Genomic DNA, 15,565 nt, shown 5'->3' with positions numbered 1-15,565 from the left:
AGACACCTGACAGGCATAAGGAAAGCGGTGGTAAAAGGCCGCCTTTGCCTTTTAACAGCGATTGGCTTATGACCGAAGGTGTCAGTCCGCAGCTCGACACCAAGAAAAGCGGAGGACGGTGCTTTTCATCGCTCTCTTTTCTTTATCAGCCATGTTGAATTTACATTATATATAGCATAAAACCTATTTGATAAGCAGACACCTGATAAAGAAGACTTGCTGATTGGCGAGCGATAGCGAAGACAGAAGCTTAGTCGCACTTAACACGCTCGAACGCCACGTCCTGTGCCCACGCCTGGCTCGCACATCCTGTGCTTCGTTCGTTAGCGCGGCATAAGAAAAGCTTCAGCGAAAGGCCGGGTTTGCCTTTTGGTGGCGATTAGCTTATGACAGAAGGTGTCAGTCCGCATGGAAAACGACTCCTGCCATATTACTTTTATGATCTGTTTTTTTACCATTCTAAAATTATTACCTTAAAAACATAATAACAGACTCCAAATGGTTATTTAGGGGTTAATCATGCGTTTGTGACCGCTCTTAATATAATAGTAAAAACCAGCCCCATCAAGTAAGGCTGGTTTTACTTCAGCACCCTTATTCAGGCTGGTTACGTATGCATTCTTCGATTTAGCTCTTCAGTGATTTGATGACTTTTCGAATAACTTTTCTCCCGCTTTTTTTCAACCTCAATCCGCAGGTCCAAGTCGCGGCTATATTCACTGTACCCTATGCCATGATTCTGCTGCATCGCCTTTTCCATGTCATGTGTTACTTGTAAATGTAAGTTATTCATTTTCTGTCTCTCATCCCTTCTGTGTTTTACATGAATATCATAACAGCTGGTTTTTTTATCCGCAAAAGGGCTCTAAAGGCGTATCAATCGAAATATCTTATCCTCGGCCGGCTACATTCACTGTACCCGTTTTACTATACAAATACTCGTTTTTTATCTAGAATACTTCCTAACACAGTTCTAGGAAAGCGTATCAGTATCTGATAAATCATCAATTGTATCTTGAACTAATGTGACGGCCTGGCTCATCGCCGCGCCGCCTCCAAAAGCTGTAGCTACTCCTACAGCTTCTAATATTTGCTGCTCCGTAGCCCCATGATCCAGACAGCCCTTCACATGGTATATAATGCAGTATTCATCTTGAGAGTATAAGCTGATCCCAAGAGCTATCAGCTGTTTATCACGCTGTGAAAGCTCTCCTTCTTGAAAGCAAGCCTCTGTAAAAGCATTATAATGCTGGGCCAAATGAGGCATTTTTCTCATGAAATCGCCTAAGCCCTCTTTATAATCCCTTATGGCCATTTCAGAGGCATTTGTTGGTGTATGTGGTATTTGATCCATAATCGATGTCACTCCCGTAAAATTAGTCCCTCTTATTATGGACAAATGTACTGGCTCTATCCTTTGGATTTTACAATTAATTTGCCGTCAGGGATCCTTGTGTTTTCTTTCTTAAAAACAGTGTTCACTCTTATCTTTTGAATTCCGCTCTTATATGTTCAATTTCACTCTTAAAATTCAATTTTCGCTCTTAAATTTTGATTTCCGTTCTTATATTTTCAATTTCGCTCTTGAATTTCAATTTTCGCTCTTAAAATTCAATTTTGCTCTTAAAATTAATTTCCCCTCTTATATTTTCAATTTCAATCTTGAAATCCAATTTCACTCTTAAATTTTGATTTCCGCTCTTATATTTTCATTTTCACTCTTAAAATCCAATTTCCGCTCTTAAAATCCAATTTCCGCTCTTATATTCCCGTTTCCACTTTTATCTCTAATTTTACATATGAAGGTTCTCGCCCTTTTAAAATCAGCCTTTAATAGCCTTTTTCTCAATAAATTATCTAAAAAACTGTAAGTAATATAAACAAAATCCACTAGCCCCGATAAGCCTGATATAAAAAAGAGCAGGCTTTTAGCCCGCTCTTATTTATTTGGTTATTCTGATACTGGTACAACCGCACCTTTATATTCTTTTTTAATAAAATCTTGAATTTTTTTAGAGCGAAGTACTTCAACAAGAGTTTTAATTTCTTTTTTGTTTTCATCGCCTTTTTTGACTGCAATCACATTCACATATGGTGAATCAGAATTTTCAAGTGCGATTGAATCTTCTACAGGGTTCAGACCTGCGTCGATTGCATAGTTGGAGTTGATGAGAACTGCGTCGCCTTGTTTGTTTTCATACACCTTCGGTAATAGAGATGCTTCTATATCCGTCCTGAATTTGAGACCTTTTTTATTTTCGGTAATATCTTTAACTTGTGCAGCAGTTTTGTCGATGCCTGCCTTCAGTTTAATTAAGCCTTCAGCTTCCAGCATGGACAGCATACGGCCATGGTCGGCAACAGAGCTGCTCATAATGATTTCTGCACCTTTCGGCAGGTCATTTAAACTTTTGTATTTCTTAGAGTAAACACCGATCGGCTCAATATGGATTCCGCCGGCATTTGCAAATTTGTAGCCATTTTCTTTCATTTGTGAATTCAAGTAAGGAATGTGCTGGAAGTAGTTGGCATCCAGCTGACCTTCATTAAGAGCTTTGTTTGGCATAATGTAATCTTGATATTTAACGATTTTCAGGTCAATTCCTTTGTCTTTTAAAAGCGGTTGAGCCTGTTCCAGAATTTTAGCATGAGGTACATTTGAAGCTCCAACTGTTAATTCTTTTGTATCGCCTTTACCTTCACCTGATTTATTTCCGCCGCCGCATGCAGCTAAGACTGCAGAAATCACAAGTACAAGCACTAAGCTTAGATATTTTTTCATGAACCCATTCTCCTTATCTTTTGTCTAATTTTGATGTTATGAAATCACCAATAAATTGGATGATGAAAACAATGATTAATACAATTATGGTAGCAATGAAGGTTACATCATTCTGGCTTCGCTGGAAACCCTCTAAGTAAGCAAGGTTTCCCAATCCTCCTGCACCGACTACCCCGGCCATAGCTGTGTATCCTACGAGGGCAATCGCTGTGACAGTAATTCCGGAAACCAGTGCCGGAAGACTCTCAGGAATGAGCACTTTGAAAATAATCGTGCTGACTTTTGCACCCATGGATTTCGCAGCTTCTATTACACCTTTATCAATTTCACGGAGAGCGATTTCAACCATCCTGGCATAAAACGGTGCTGCCCCGATAATAAGTGCCGGCAGTGCAGCATTAGCCCCAATCATGGTTTGCATGATTGCCATTGTGAATGGAATCAATAAAACAATCAATATGATAAACGGAATGGAACGGAAGATGTTTACAAAAGCACTAATGATCGTATGAATGATTTTGTTCTCCCACAGATTTCCCTTCCCTGTCAGGAACAGAAGCAAACCAAGAATGATGCCAAGGAAAAAGGTAGCCAGTACAGAAATAGCAGTCATATATAAGGTTTCCAATGTCGCCTCATATATGGTGTCCCATATTACATTAGGAAATAAAGTCTTAAGCATTCTCTATCACCTCTACTCCCACGTGGCTTGCTTTTATATATTCAAGGGCTTTATCCATTTCAGCTTCACTGCCGTCCAGATGGATAAACAGCGTTCCGTAAGAACCGCTTTGGGTCTGCGATATTTTCCCTTGAAGGATATTGACCTCCAAATTAAAGGTACGGATGAGCTGAGTGATTAAAGGCTGTTCTGCTGAATCACCAACAAAGCTCAGCTGAATAACTTTGCCATTCGGATAATTTTCAAGAAGATGCTCTATCGTTTCTTTTGTTTCCTCAGGTTCTGTTACCTGCTGTACGAAACGTTTAGTGATTTGTGCCTGCGGACGTTTAAACACATCCAGCACATTGCCCATCTCTACCACTTTTCCATTTTCCATCACAGCCACTCTGTGGCAGATTTTACGAATAACATGCATTTCGTGTGTAATCAGGACAATGGTTAAGCCCAGTCTCGTATTGATGTCCTGCAAGAGATCCAAAATGGAATCTGTTGTCTGCGGGTCGAGCGCAGAAGTTGCTTCATCACAAAGCAGAACCTTTGGATTGTTGGCAAGAGCCCGTGCAATTCCAACCCTCTGCTTTTGTCCGCCGCTCAGCTGGGAAGGATAGGCATCCTCCCTGCCTTCGAGTCCAACCAGCTTAATCAGTTCGTCCACGCGATTCTGCCGTTCGAGTTTTGAAACACCGGCGATTTCCAGCGGGAAGGAAATATTTTCCCTTACAGTCCTTGACCACAATAGATTGAAGTGCTGGAAGATCATACTGATCTCCTGTCTTGCCTTTCTCAGCTCAGCCCCTTTAATCTTGGAGATTTCCCGGCCGGCCACAGAAATAGTTCCTGCAGATGGAGTTTCCAGACCATTCAGCATCCGGATTAACGTACTCTTACCCGCTCCGCTGTATCCGATAATCCCGAATATCTCTCCCTGCGCTACCTGTAACTCAATATTATCAACAGCTTTAATCTGCGCGCTGTTTTTCAACTTAGACTTATAGATCTTGCTTACATTGGATAGAGTGATCAATGATTTCACCTCTTTTATAAAGATTTAAAGATAGTTTTAACCCTATAATAAATAAAAAACCTTTCTGTTGGGATAACAGAAAGGCATGATTTATTTGCTTCACCTTTCTCTTATTTCCCAAAGCTTATAAGCTTTGTGTGAATTGGCACCTTTTCAAGGCCTAATACCTTGCCGGTTGCCGGGTTTCATCGGGCACATCCCTCCACCTCTCTCAATAAGAGCATGTAACATATTAAATTAATAGTATTTTATAATAGTAAATTCGAATCACATAAATGAGATTTTAGCACCCGGCCAAAGCAATGTCAAGAATATTTTATTCATATGAAAATTTTGATAATTCCTATAATCCCCAAACAATCCTGCTGTGGTTATAAGGGATAATTGTAGTTCTAATGGACGGAAATCGCATTTAATACGTGCAGAATTGAATGATTGAGATTTAATAACCCTTTGAACCTCTTTAATAGAAGATCACGCCACATCAAAAAGACCGGCTAAAAGCCGGCCTGATTTAACATTACATATGAACAGCTGTTCTTGAATTCATACCTGCGGCCGATTTTATAGCAGCCTCCAGATCATTGATTAAATCTTCCACATTTTCTATTCCGACAGACAGCCTCACCAAGTCCTCGGTTACGCCGGATGCTTTTAGCCCTTCAGCATCCAGCTGCTGATGTGTGGTGCTTGCCGGATGAATAATCAAACTTTTGGCATCCCCTACATTAGCGACATGCGACCATAGTTTGACTGAATTAATGAGAGCAGCCCCTGCTTTCCGGCCGCCTTTTATCCCAAACACCACTACAGCCCCTGCACCCTTTGACAGATATTTATCAGCGAGCTCCTTGTCAGGATGGCTTTCGTCTCCTGGATACATAACCCACTCTACAGCAGGATGATTTTTAAGGTACTCCGTCACTTTCAAGGTATTTGAGATATGTTCCTTCATGCGAACATGAAGTGTCTCTAGTCCCAGCGTAAATTGAAAGGCATTGTGAGGACTCAGTGCTGGTCCTAAATCTCTTAAAAGCTGTACACGGGCTTTCGCGATATATGCGGCGCTGCCAAGTGCTTCACTGTAAACAAGATTATGATAGCTTGGGTCAGGCTCCGTAAAACCAGGAAATTTGGGCGATTTCCAATTGAAGGATCCCCCATCGACAATAACTCCTCCCAAAGTTGTTCCGTTCCCAAGAAGCCATTTAGTCGCGGAATGTATGACAATATCTGCCCCAAATTCAAGAGGCCTGCATAAATATGGAGTTGCAAATGTGTTGTCTACGATTAAGGGAATTCCTGCTGTATGCGCAATTTGGGCGACTTTTTCAATATCAAGGACAGCCAGGCTTGGATTGCCTATCGTTTCTGCAAAAATGGCCTTCGTCTTAGGGGTTATAGCCTTTTCAAAACTCTTAGGATCCTGGGGATCGACAAAGCGAACGGTGATTCCGTATTTAGGCAGTGTATTGGCAAATAGATTATATGTACCTCCGTAAAGAGTGGACGCAGAAACAATTTCATCTCCCGAACCTGCCAGATTCAGAATGGAAAGTGTAATGGCTGCCATCCCGCTTGAAACGGCAAGCGCTCCAACCCCTCCCTCAAGCAAAGCTACCCTTTCTTCAAATACAGAAACCGTCGGGTTATGTATGCGGGTATAAATATATCCATCTTCCTTCAAACCAAATAGGTTGGCTGCATGTTCCGTATCTTTAAATAAATACGCATTATTTTGATAAATAGGTACTGCCCTCGCACCTGTTGAAGTTTCTTTTTGAAGGCCGCCGTGGATTGTTAAGGTCTCAAAATGCAGCTTGTTTTGTTCAGCCATTGTCCGTCTCCTCCATTCTTTTTTCAGAATTCCCCTCTAGGTAAGGCTGATTTAGTAAAAATAAGGATTCCAGATATAATAAATCCCTAAATGAGCCTTCCACATGAATCTGCTCTTCCTTAACTAAAGTTTGAAGCTTTTCTTTTCCCATTAACAAATTGGTGAGACTGTCTTCCTGGCCTCTAATATAAAAGTGAACATTTTCTTCTGTTGTGACCATGTATTGTTTCTTTTTCGATAAATAAAGTATGTTTTTCCCTTTTCCGGTCTGAAAACAAATCGTACGGCTGTTATTAGAAAGTATGGGCAGCAAATAGGGCTTTTTCTTTAAATTTTCTAAAAAACAATGAAATACGAGTTCCATGTCCAGTCCCCCTTTACCTACCTAATTTATTCCATACAACCTCAGCACTCTCCTTCCAGAAAATGTCGACAAAAATCCCTTTTAAGTTGCTCAATCCAAATAGACGGTTTCCAAAAAATGTCGATAAATAATAAAAACACCCGTTTTTCACGGGTGTCAGGCTAGTTCTTTTAATGTTTCATATATAAAAGGTACAGATTGGAAGGCATAAATTTTCTTTTGAACTTCCCCATTAGTGAATAATAAAAGACAGGGCACACTCTCTATTCGATACAATTCGGCAAGCTTCGGCAAGTAGTTGATATCAGCCTTTCCCATTTTAAATTGGGGCATCAGCTGTTCAGTTACTCCCAGCATTTTTGAGGCAACTTGGCAAGTGCCGCAAAGCGGAGTAAATAAATAAAAGCCAAAGGGCTTGCCGCTGTCGATTGCTTCTGTCAATTGTTCCTCTCTCCATATATCCATGAACGATCAATACATCCTTTGCTCTAAATATTCCGCGTTGACATCAATATTGGCACTTAATAATACAGTCGCGATGTGGTATGCAGGAGCATTTTCCACTTCTCTATACGATTTATCGATATAAAGATGCAAGGCTTCAGGAAATTCTCGTTTGAACTGCTTGCGGAGTTTTTCTCCCGCTTCATCGGCATCAACCAAGATATATACCTCTTTGTTGAAATGCTCGTCCATGATCTCTTCCAGCCTGCTGACTGAAATCGTACCATTTGTGCATATGACTTCAATAGGCTCGTTTAAGACACTGATCACTTTTCTTTTATCTGACGTGCCCTCTACAATGATTACCTTCTCAACTTGTTCAATTTCCATATTCATCACCCTGAACGGTTTCTCTTATGAAAAAACGGGCCATTCATCATGCTGGCCTATCAAACAAAATCAACTGATCCTATACAACAAATGTACGTAAGTTGATGAATCATGTGAATATAATTTGTTTTACTTTTCCCTTAAAGAAGAGATAAAAACTCACTTCTGCTATGAACCGTAAAATAACGTCTGGGTAATTTTCAATTATCTTCTTTTTTCTTGATTGGCTCTGTTGATTTCCGCTTTAGGCACTCACTTTCCAAGGGCGGTCCGGCCTACTCCCCAAGTTTTTGCCTGTAAGGTTTCGTCCGTTTTTCCTGAAGGCCTCCCGAAGATTCCAAGGTGCCGGCATAGGCAATGAACTGAACATAGCTTTTGGAATAAAAAAGGAAGGCTCTGGGGCGAGCCTTCCGCAGTCTTTTAGTCTTCGCTGATCATAGCCTCATACTGCTCAGCATCCATTAAACCTTCAATATCGCTTACGTTTGCTGGTTCAATGACGATCATCCATGCTTTTTCATATGGAGACTCATTTACAAACTCAGGGCTGTCACTTAGTTCCTCATTGATTTCAACGATTTTACCGCTGATAGGGGCATATAGTTCAGAAACTGTTTTTACAGATTCGACACTTCCGAATGGCTCGTCAGCTTTAATTTCATCTCCAACCTCTGGAAGCTCAACAAAAACAATGTCGCCAAGCTCAGATTGAGCAAAATCTGTAATGCCAATGCGAACGTTGCCGCCTTCGACTTTTACCCACTCATGTTCTTCAGAGTAACGCAATTCCTTTGGTGTATTCATCGTCTATATCCCTCCATATGTATGAGAACAGTGCCTCATGTTCCCTTATAAATCCTATAAAATCACTATAACATAATAAATTTAGACATGCCTATTTACAAGATAAGTTTATCCCCACATTTTTTGATACTCATCCTCTTTAAAACCGACCGTCACTTTTTTTCCATCTGTCAAGATCGGTCTTTTTAAAAGCATGCCATCCGAGGCTAATATGTCGTAAAGTTCTGGTTCAGAAGCGGTTTTCACTTTATCCTTAAGGCCAAGTTCCTTATACTTCATGCCGCTCGTATTAAAAAACTTTTTCAGCTCAAGGCCGCTTTTTTGGTGGAGCTGTTCAATCTCGCTTCGGGAAGGTGGATTTTCAACAATATGTTTTTCCTCATAGGGTATTGAATGCTCGTCCAGCCATTTTTTTGCCTTACGGCATGTTCCACACTTAGGATACCAATAAAACGTAAGATTATTTGGTCTTTCAGCCATGTATTCACCCCCTGTTACTATTTTAGACATGATTTGACAGGCTGAAACTAGGGAGGATTACTAGTGCCTGATGTAAAGTTTTCATCCTGCAAATGGAGTCTGTAATCAAATAGAGAACCTTGCCAACGAATAGCAAGGTCCAGGTCTTTCATATTATTTATACTACATAACGCTCAGCATCTACCAGTTTTTCAGCTGCTTCACGTTTTTTAGCAATCACATTGACAGGGGTATGTCTTGTGAATTTCCGCAATGCAGAAATGAGCATTCTTAATGTATCTCCCTGTTCAGCTGCAACGAGTGTTTCCTTGGCATGCAGCTCAATCAAATTGAACGCTTCCTGACAGAAGATTTGGGTGTAAAGAAGCTTTTGGCTGTTCTTTTCAAGCCCGGAATTATCAATTGCCTTTTCTGTACGGAGTACGGCTGATTCCATTGCATAAGCAAGAGAAACGATATCAGCAATATTCACTAAGATTTCCTGTTCTTTTTCTAGGGCTTTGCCAAATTTCTGGGCAGCCAATCCAGCAGCAAGCAAACCAATTTTCTTTGCATTTTTAACTAAATATTTTTCCTTTGCCAATGGCTCTTCGCCTGGCTCTTCCGGCATAAGCATCATCAACTCTTCCTGAAGCGCCTGTGCCTTTTGGAATAATGGCAGCTCGCCTTTCATGGCTTTACGAATGTAGGTGCCTGGAACGAGAAGACGATTGATTTCGTTTGTTCCTTCAAAAATACGATTGATCCTGGAATCGCGGTAAGCTCTCTCAATTTCGTACTCAGCCATAAATCCGTAACCGCCATGGATTTGAACGCCTTCATCTGCTACATAATCCAATACTTCTGTAGCAAATACTTTATTTAGCGAGCATTCGATTGCATACTCAGCAATAGAGTCCGCAACTGCCTTGCCGTTATTGATTTCTTCTTCAGTCAGCCTGCTCATTCGGTCTTCAAAAAGCCCCACTGTGCGCCATACAGAACTTTCAGCAGCATAAATCTTGGAAGCCATAGTGGCTAGCTTTTCTCTGGTGAGATTGAAAGAAGAAATCGGAGTTTTAAACTGCTGGCGCTGATTTGCATATTGAGCGGTCAATTCAAAAGCACGTTTGGACCCTCCGACAGCACCTACGCCAAGCTTATAACGCCCGATATTCAAGATGTTAAAAGCAATAATATGGCCTTTCCCAGCTTCCCCAAGAAGGTTTTCTTTAGGAACCAATGCATCCTGAAGAATTAATGTCCTCGTGGAAGAGCTTTTAATTCCCATTTTCTTTTCTTCAGCACCAGTAGAAACTCCAGGATATTCCCGTTCAACAATGAAAGCGGAGAAATGTTCGCCGTCAATCTTGGCGTAAACCACGAAAACATCGGCAAACCCGGCATTCGTAATCCATTGTTTTTCACCGTTTAAAACATAATGAGTCCCTTCTGCATTAAGCTTCGCAGTCGTCTTTGCACCTAGGGCATCAGATCCTGAACCCGGCTCTGTAAGCGCATAGGCTGCAAGCTTTTCGCCAGTAGCAAGCTCAGGTAGATATTGCTGCTTTTGAGTTTCATTTCCAAATAGAACAATAGGAAGAGATCCTATTCCAACATGCGCCCCGTGAGAGATTGAAAAACCCCCTGCTCTGGACATTTTTTCAGCAATTAACGCCGAGCTTACTTTGTCAAGGCCCAGGCCGCCGTATTCTTCCGGCACATCAGCCCCTAAAAGACCTAACTCCCCAGCTTCCTTCAGAAGTCTGACCGAATGTTCGAACTCATGGTTTTCGAGTTTTTCCACTACAGGCAGAACCTCATTGGCTACAAATTCATCTGTGGTTTTGGCAATCATGACCTGTTCATCTGTAAAATCCTCTGGTGTAAAAACTCGATCGTATGATACATCATCAATCAGGAAGCTTCCGCCTTTAATTACGTCCTGAGCTTTATTTATTGACATTCCGGTATCCCCTCTCATTATCTTTTGATTTTTAATTAGCTCTGTTGCACTTCCCTGCTGGCTGCTGCTACAGGCGGCCATCTTCCACGGGCGGCCCAGGAGCCCCTCTGACGTGCCTGCAGGGGTCCCCCAGAATATCCGCTTTTCCTGCAGGAGTCCTGCGTCTGCAGCGAAAATGAAATCAACCATACTCCCTAGCACAGTAGTATATTAAGCCAGTAATTCAAATACTCCTGCAGCACCCATTCCGCCGCCGATACACATGGTTACAACTCCAAATTGCTGATTTCTTCTCTTCATTTCATGAATCAAGGAAAGGGTAAGCTTTGCTCCCGTACAGCCCAGAGGATGCCCTAACGCTATAGCACCGCCATTTACATTCACTATTTCTTCGTCTAATCCTAACTCACGGATGATTTGGATGGATTGTGAGGCAAACGCTTCATTCAGCTCGAATAAACCAATATCGGACAGTTCGAGACCTGCAAGTCTAAGAGCTTTAGGAATAGCCGCGATAGGGCCGATGCCCATTACCTCCGGCGGCACACCGGCAACGGCGAACGCTCTGAATTTTGCCATCGGCTGAAGACCCAGCGACCCGGCTTTTTCCCGATCCATAACCATTACAGCAGCAGCACCGTCACTAGTCTGCGACGCATTTCCGGCTGTAACAGATCCTCTGACATTGAAGGCGGGTCTCAGCTTGCTCAATACCTCTAATGACGTATCGGCACGGACACCTTCATCCTGTGAAAACAATACTTGCTTTTCTTTGAGCTTATTGTCTTCTCCCACATTGCGCAGAGTAACATCCACCGAAACGATTTCATCAGCAAATTTACCTTCTTGAATAGCCTTTGCTGCACGCTGATGGCTTCTTACTGCAAACTCATCCTGTTCTTCCCTGCTGATGCCGTATTTCCTTGCTACCTCTTCAGCGGTATGTCCCATGCCCATGTAGTACTCAGGCGCTGTTTCGGCGAGCTTGGCATTCGGCCTTGTTACATGGCCCATCATGGGGACAAGGCTCATAGACTCAGCACCGCCGGCTATGACTGTATCTGAATGCCCCAGCATAATGCGCTCCGCCCCATATGCAATCGTTTGAAGACCGCTTGAACAATAGCGGTTAACTGTGATGGCCGGGACCGTATGAGGAAGTCCTGCCAATGCCCCGATATTCCTGGCCATATTCAGCCCCTGTTCAGCTTCGGGCATCGCGCAGCCTATGATTAAATCGTCAATATTCCCCTCATAATTCCCAGCCCGTTTCAAGGTTTCTTTTACAACAAGGGCTCCTAGATCGTCAGGACGCACATTAGCCAGTGTCCCTTTTTTTGCTTTTCCGACAGGCGTTCTTGCACCGGCGACGATTACTGCTTCTCTCATGTCAATCCTCCTCAGTTCTTGAATCTACCATTCTATTTTTTAAGTGAAGCCTGGCTTAGTTGCGGAGCGGTTTTCCTTTGACTAGCATATGCTGCATTCTGGCTTGAGATTTCCCTTCAGCGACAAGGCTTAAGAAAGCTTCTCTTTCCAGATCCAGTAAGTATTGTTCATCAACTTCCGTTCCATAAGGAACCTTGCCGCCTGCAATGACAAAAGCAAGCTTTTTAGCTATTTTCAAATCATGCTCCGAAATATATCCAGAAAGCTGCATCGCATGGGCACCCAGCAGCAGCGCTGCGTATCCCGTTTCACCGACAACTGGCACCTTTTTGCGGATCGGCGCTTTGTAGCCGCTTTCCGAAAGTGCAAGAACCGCCTGTTTCGCATCATAAAGTAGATGATCCGGATTGACACTGATGCCGTCGCTATTGCTAAGGAAGTTATTGTCTCTTGCCTCTTCCCCTGCTGTGGAGACCTTTGCCATAGCGATCGTTTCGAACACTTTATTTGCTACTTTCTGAAGATCAAATTCTACTCCCTGCGGCATGCTTTCAAGAAGCTTTATATACAGCTCTTTATTTCCGCCGCCGCCTGGAATGAGGCCTACCCCCACTTCCACCAGCCCCATATATGTTTCAGCTGATGCCTGGATGCGGGCAGCCGGAAGACAAACTTCAGCTCCACCGCCGAGGGTCATGCCAAATGGTGCTGCAACAACCGGCTTACTGCTGTATTTTATTTTCATCATTGCCTGCTGGAAGTGGCGCACCACCATATCCAGTTCGTATATATTGTCATCCTGAGCTTCCATGAGGATCATGGCGAGATTTGCTCCAACACAGAAGTTCTTCCCCTGATTACCAATCACAAGGCCTTTATAATTCTTTTCTACTTCATCCACGGCAAAATTAATCATCTGGGTGATATCAAGGCCGATTGCATTGTTAGGAGAATGAAACTCCAGCAGTGCCACTCCATCCCCAAGATCTATCAAGCTGGCTCCGCTGTTTTTCTTGATTACACCGTGTTTTTTCTTATATTGTTTTAAATTTATATTTTTCGGATTAACCTGCAGCTGCTTATAATCTCCGTTTGTATAGAAAAGCGTAGTTCCGTCCTCTTCCTTATAAAATACTGGAGAACCACTGGCAGCCAGTTCTTTAACCCACGGAGGAACTGCGAGTCCTTCATCTTCCATTTTGGCGACGGACTTTTCAACGCCTATCGCATCCCATAATTCAAAAGGTCCCATCTCCCAGCCAAATCCCCATTTCATTGCTTGGTCGATAGCAGCCACATCATCTGCAATCGTTCCAAGGAGGTCAGCTGAGTATACAAGAACTGGACTCATAATATCCCATAATAGCTGGCCCGCACGGTCGTCTGCATATACAAGCGCTTTCAATTTATTCGATAGACCTTTTTGCTGCTTACTTAGTTCTGTCGCTGCTGTCTTCAATTTTTTCCTCGGAACATATTCCATTGTTTCAGGGTCAAGTTCCAGGATATCTTTTCCCTGCTTTAGGAAAAATCCCTGGCCTGATTTACTGCCCAGCCAGCCATTTTCCAGCATTCTATTAAGGAAAGGAGGAATATCAAAGACCTCTTTTTCTTCACCCTCCACCTGGTCATACACATTCCTGGCTACATGAGCGAATGTGTCTAAGCCAACAACATCCAATGTTCTGAACGTTGCACTTTTCGGCCGGCCAATCATAGGACCGGTAATGGAATCCACTTCACCGACACTATAACCGCCTTGCAGCATTTCCCTTACAGTAACTAAAAGGCCGTACGTGCCGATTCGGTTAGCAATGAAGTTTGGTGTATCTTTTGCTTCCACAACGCCTTTTCCAAGTACGTCTTCGCCGAACTGCTTCATGAAACTAAGCACCTCAGGATCTGTTGAGTCCGTTGGGATCACTTCTAATAATTTTAAATAGCGGGGTGGATTGAAGAAGTGTGTCCCAAGGAAATTTTTCTTGAAATCTTCACTCCGGCCATCAATCATCGCTTCAACAGATATCCCTGAAGTATTAGAGCTTACGATGCTCCCTTGCTTGCGGTACTGATCGACCTGCGAGAAAACTTTCTTCTTAATATCCAGGTTTTCCACCACTACTTCAATGATCCAATCCACTTCTCCAAGCCGTACCATATCGTCTTCAAAGTTTCCTGCCTCAATTAAACGGAGATTCTTTTTAGAGCTAAGAGGTGCCGGCTTTTGTTTTAGTAATTTCTGTAGTGCCCCGCTGCTGATTCTATTTTTCACTGTCCTGTCTTCCAGGGTAAGTCCTTTTTTTGACTCCTGCTCAAGCAGCTCCCGTGGTGCTATATCCAGCAGCAATGTTGGTATCCCGATATTTGCAAGATGTGCTGCTATTCCAGATCCCATTACTCCAGACCCAAGAACTGCAGCTTTACGTATTTGACGAAGCAAAATATGATCCCCCTTTATATTCCATGAATAGATAATCAATTTCTTTGAATGAATACTCATTCATTTTTTCTTCAAAAAAATATGAAAATTTGGGATTTTTCTTGATACTTTAACTATAAAATATTTCTGAAAATTTATCAATAAAGAAAATGTGAATTTATTTTCCTTCATGCCTGGTTCAACATTGGGAAGAATAAAAAAGGGGTGAAAAAATGGCTAAATTGAAAAAAAATCCGTCCAAAGCGGGTGTAAGTGCTGCAAGCGTCAAAGGAAATGCTGGACCGACTGTTGAAATGGCGAGCCATAATCATAAAACAAAACATAAATGATTAGGATCAAGACCCTATCGTAAAATGTTAAAAAAGGAAATGGAATCATCCATTTCCTTTTTTAACATTTTACCTCGCCGCAGCGAAAAGTCTGGCCCCTTAAGCATTAACCCTAAATCTACATGCTGCCTCATAAAACTATATTTCGCCGCATAAAGAAATTATTAGCCACATAACATCCACCTTAGGCCACATAAAACGGTTCGTTTGCCACATTCATAAGCTTCAGCCTCGCTGCTTTTCGTCTACCGGTAAACAGGCTTCCATCTTGTAAGCTCTACCACCAATAAATCATAAATTAGGCTCTTTTCTAAAAGATTGTTGTTGTTTAAAAAGTTTTTTACGGCACTCTATTGTTCAGTCAGGTCGATTGAGCGTAAGGTGCGAGACTCCTTGATCCAGCTACAAGCTGAGACCCTCGAGTCCTAAGCCAATCCGCCTGATGGGAGAAAAGCACTCCCCACAGCCGGCTCGTCTTATGCTTGTCGGGTCTCTGCCTGCCAATTTGTTTAGAATTTTATATCAATTGGGATTATCACTGAGCGTTTAATATTTATATGTTGGGCAGGCACCGCTTTCCACTTTTCTTTGCGGGAGCAGCGGGTATTGTCCAGCTCCGGACTGACACCTTCGGTCATAAGCCAATCGCCAT

At 42.4% G+C, this 15,565-nt stretch carries 15 protein-coding genes and 1 riboswitch; of the genes, 1 reads left to right on the top strand and 14 read right to left on the bottom strand.

Annotation, left to right across the window (positions count from 1 at the left end):
- Nucleotides 1-607 precede the first annotated feature (607 nt).
- The 14 genes from CUU66_RS20505 to CUU66_RS20440 form a co-directional block, all read right to left on the bottom strand.
- Nucleotides 608-793: a hypothetical protein gene (locus CUU66_RS20505; RefSeq protein WP_101645262.1), complete on the bottom strand. Its 186-nt coding sequence runs from the start codon at nt 791-793 to the stop codon at nt 608-610.
- A 180-nt stretch (nt 794-973) separates the two neighbouring features.
- Nucleotides 974-1,354, bottom strand: coding sequence for a carboxymuconolactone decarboxylase family protein (locus tag CUU66_RS20500; protein WP_101645261.1), 381 nt, complete (start codon nt 1,352-1,354; stop codon nt 974-976).
- Nucleotides 1,355-1,951: 597 nt separating this feature from the next.
- On the bottom strand, nt 1,952-2,782 hold the full coding sequence (locus CUU66_RS20495) for a MetQ/NlpA family ABC transporter substrate-binding protein (RefSeq protein WP_101645260.1): 831 nt from the start codon (nt 2,780-2,782) through the stop codon (nt 1,952-1,954).
- A gap of 13 nt (nt 2,783-2,795) precedes the next feature.
- Nucleotides 2,796-3,464 (bottom strand): methionine ABC transporter permease, encoded by a 669-nt coding sequence (locus CUU66_RS20490; RefSeq protein ID WP_101645259.1) that lies wholly within the window; start codon nt 3,462-3,464, stop codon nt 2,796-2,798.
- Nucleotides 3,457-4,491 (bottom strand): methionine ABC transporter ATP-binding protein, encoded by a 1,035-nt coding sequence (locus CUU66_RS20485; RefSeq protein WP_101645258.1) that lies wholly within the window; start codon nt 4,489-4,491, stop codon nt 3,457-3,459. Before CUU66_RS20485 ends, CUU66_RS20490 begins: the two co-directional genes overlap by 8 nt.
- Nucleotides 4,492-4,598: 107 nt before the next feature.
- Nucleotides 4,599-4,712, bottom strand: a riboswitch (SAM riboswitch).
- Nucleotides 4,713-5,011: 299 nt separating this feature from the next.
- Nucleotides 5,012-6,328 (bottom strand): O-acetylhomoserine aminocarboxypropyltransferase/cysteine synthase family protein, encoded by a 1,317-nt coding sequence (locus tag CUU66_RS20480; RefSeq protein ID WP_180955376.1) that lies wholly within the window; start codon nt 6,326-6,328, stop codon nt 5,012-5,014.
- Nucleotides 6,321-6,692, bottom strand: a complete 372-nt coding sequence (locus tag CUU66_RS20475; RefSeq protein WP_101645257.1) for an SCP2 sterol-binding domain-containing protein — start codon at nt 6,690-6,692, stop codon at nt 6,321-6,323. Before CUU66_RS20475 ends, CUU66_RS20480 begins: the two co-directional genes overlap by 8 nt.
- Before the next feature lie 156 nt (nt 6,693-6,848).
- Entirely contained in the window at nt 6,849-7,157 is a 309-nt protein-coding gene (locus CUU66_RS20470; RefSeq protein ID WP_101645256.1) for a thioredoxin family protein, read from the bottom strand.
- A 6-nt stretch (nt 7,158-7,163) separates the two neighbouring features.
- The gene (locus CUU66_RS20465) at nt 7,164-7,526 is read right to left on the bottom strand and encodes a toprim domain-containing protein (protein ID WP_101645255.1); all 363 of its coding nucleotides are present in this window, start codon (nt 7,524-7,526) and stop codon (nt 7,164-7,166) included.
- Nucleotides 7,527-7,946: 420 nt separating this feature from the next.
- The gene (gene gcvH / locus CUU66_RS20460) at nt 7,947-8,330 is read right to left on the bottom strand and encodes a glycine cleavage system protein GcvH (protein ID WP_101645254.1); all 384 of its coding nucleotides are present in this window, start codon (nt 8,328-8,330) and stop codon (nt 7,947-7,949) included.
- A 108-nt stretch (nt 8,331-8,438) separates the two neighbouring features.
- Entirely contained in the window at nt 8,439-8,810 is a 372-nt protein-coding gene (locus tag CUU66_RS20455) for an arsenate reductase family protein (RefSeq protein ID WP_101645253.1), read from the bottom strand.
- A gap of 157 nt (nt 8,811-8,967) precedes the next feature.
- Nucleotides 8,968-10,755: an acyl-CoA dehydrogenase family protein gene (locus CUU66_RS20450; RefSeq protein WP_101645263.1), complete on the bottom strand. Its 1,788-nt coding sequence runs from the start codon at nt 10,753-10,755 to the stop codon at nt 8,968-8,970.
- Between the two features lie 210 nt (nt 10,756-10,965).
- Complete coding sequence (locus CUU66_RS20445) at nt 10,966-12,144, bottom strand: acetyl-CoA C-acetyltransferase (RefSeq protein ID WP_101645252.1); 1,179 nt, start codon at nt 12,142-12,144, stop codon at nt 10,966-10,968.
- A 55-nt stretch (nt 12,145-12,199) separates the two neighbouring features.
- On the bottom strand, nt 12,200-14,584 hold the full coding sequence (locus tag CUU66_RS20440; protein ID WP_257968083.1) for a 3-hydroxyacyl-CoA dehydrogenase/enoyl-CoA hydratase family protein: 2,385 nt from the start codon (nt 14,582-14,584) through the stop codon (nt 12,200-12,202).
- 212 nt (nt 14,585-14,796) lie between these two features.
- Between CUU66_RS20440 and CUU66_RS20435 the strand changes: the two genes are divergently transcribed.
- A complete protein-coding gene (locus CUU66_RS20435; RefSeq protein ID WP_101645250.1) occupies nt 14,797-14,913 on the top strand; it encodes a YuzL family protein in 117 nt (38 codons plus the stop codon).
- Nucleotides 14,914-15,565 lie beyond the last annotated feature (652 nt).

The sequence above is a fragment of the Peribacillus deserti genome, assembly GCF_002863585.1.
Lineage (GTDB): Bacteria > Bacillota > Bacilli > Bacillales > DSM-1321 > Paraperibacillus > Paraperibacillus deserti_A.
Note: the sequence above shows the minus strand (reverse complement) of the source record. Positions and strands in the feature narration are given on the sequence as shown.

Coding starts and splice junctions, on each gene's coding strand:
- CUU66_RS20505 (WP_101645262.1), bottom strand. CDS start 793: ATGAATAACTTACATTTACAAGTAACACATGACATGGAAAAGGCGATG.
- CUU66_RS20500 (WP_101645261.1), bottom strand. CDS start 1,354: ATGGATCAAATACCACATACACCAACAAATGCCTCTGAAATGGCCATA.
- CUU66_RS20495 (WP_101645260.1), bottom strand. CDS start 2,782: ATGAAAAAATATCTAAGCTTAGTGCTTGTACTTGTGATTTCTGCAGTC.
- CUU66_RS20490 (WP_101645259.1), bottom strand. CDS start 3,464: ATGCTTAAGACTTTATTTCCTAATGTAATATGGGACACCATATATGAG.
- CUU66_RS20480 (WP_180955376.1), bottom strand. CDS start 6,328: ATGGCTGAACAAAACAAGCTGCATTTTGAGACCTTAACAATCCACGGC.
- CUU66_RS20475 (WP_101645257.1), bottom strand. CDS start 6,692: ATGGAACTCGTATTTCATTGTTTTTTAGAAAATTTAAAGAAAAAGCCC.
- CUU66_RS20470 (WP_101645256.1), bottom strand. CDS start 7,157: ATGGATATATGGAGAGAGGAACAATTGACAGAAGCAATCGACAGCGGC.
- CUU66_RS20465 (WP_101645255.1), bottom strand. CDS start 7,526: ATGGAAATTGAACAAGTTGAGAAGGTAATCATTGTAGAGGGCACGTCA.
- gcvH (WP_101645254.1), bottom strand. CDS start 8,330: ATGAATACACCAAAGGAATTGCGTTACTCTGAAGAACATGAGTGGGTA.
- CUU66_RS20455 (WP_101645253.1), bottom strand. CDS start 8,810: ATGGCTGAAAGACCAAATAATCTTACGTTTTATTGGTATCCTAAGTGT.
- CUU66_RS20450 (WP_101645263.1), bottom strand. CDS start 10,755: ATGTCAATAAATAAAGCTCAGGACGTAATTAAAGGCGGAAGCTTCCTG.
- CUU66_RS20445 (WP_101645252.1), bottom strand. CDS start 12,144: ATGAGAGAAGCAGTAATCGTCGCCGGTGCAAGAACGCCTGTCGGAAAA.
- CUU66_RS20435 (WP_101645250.1), top strand. CDS start 14,797: ATGGCTAAATTGAAAAAAAATCCGTCCAAAGCGGGTGTAAGTGCTGCA.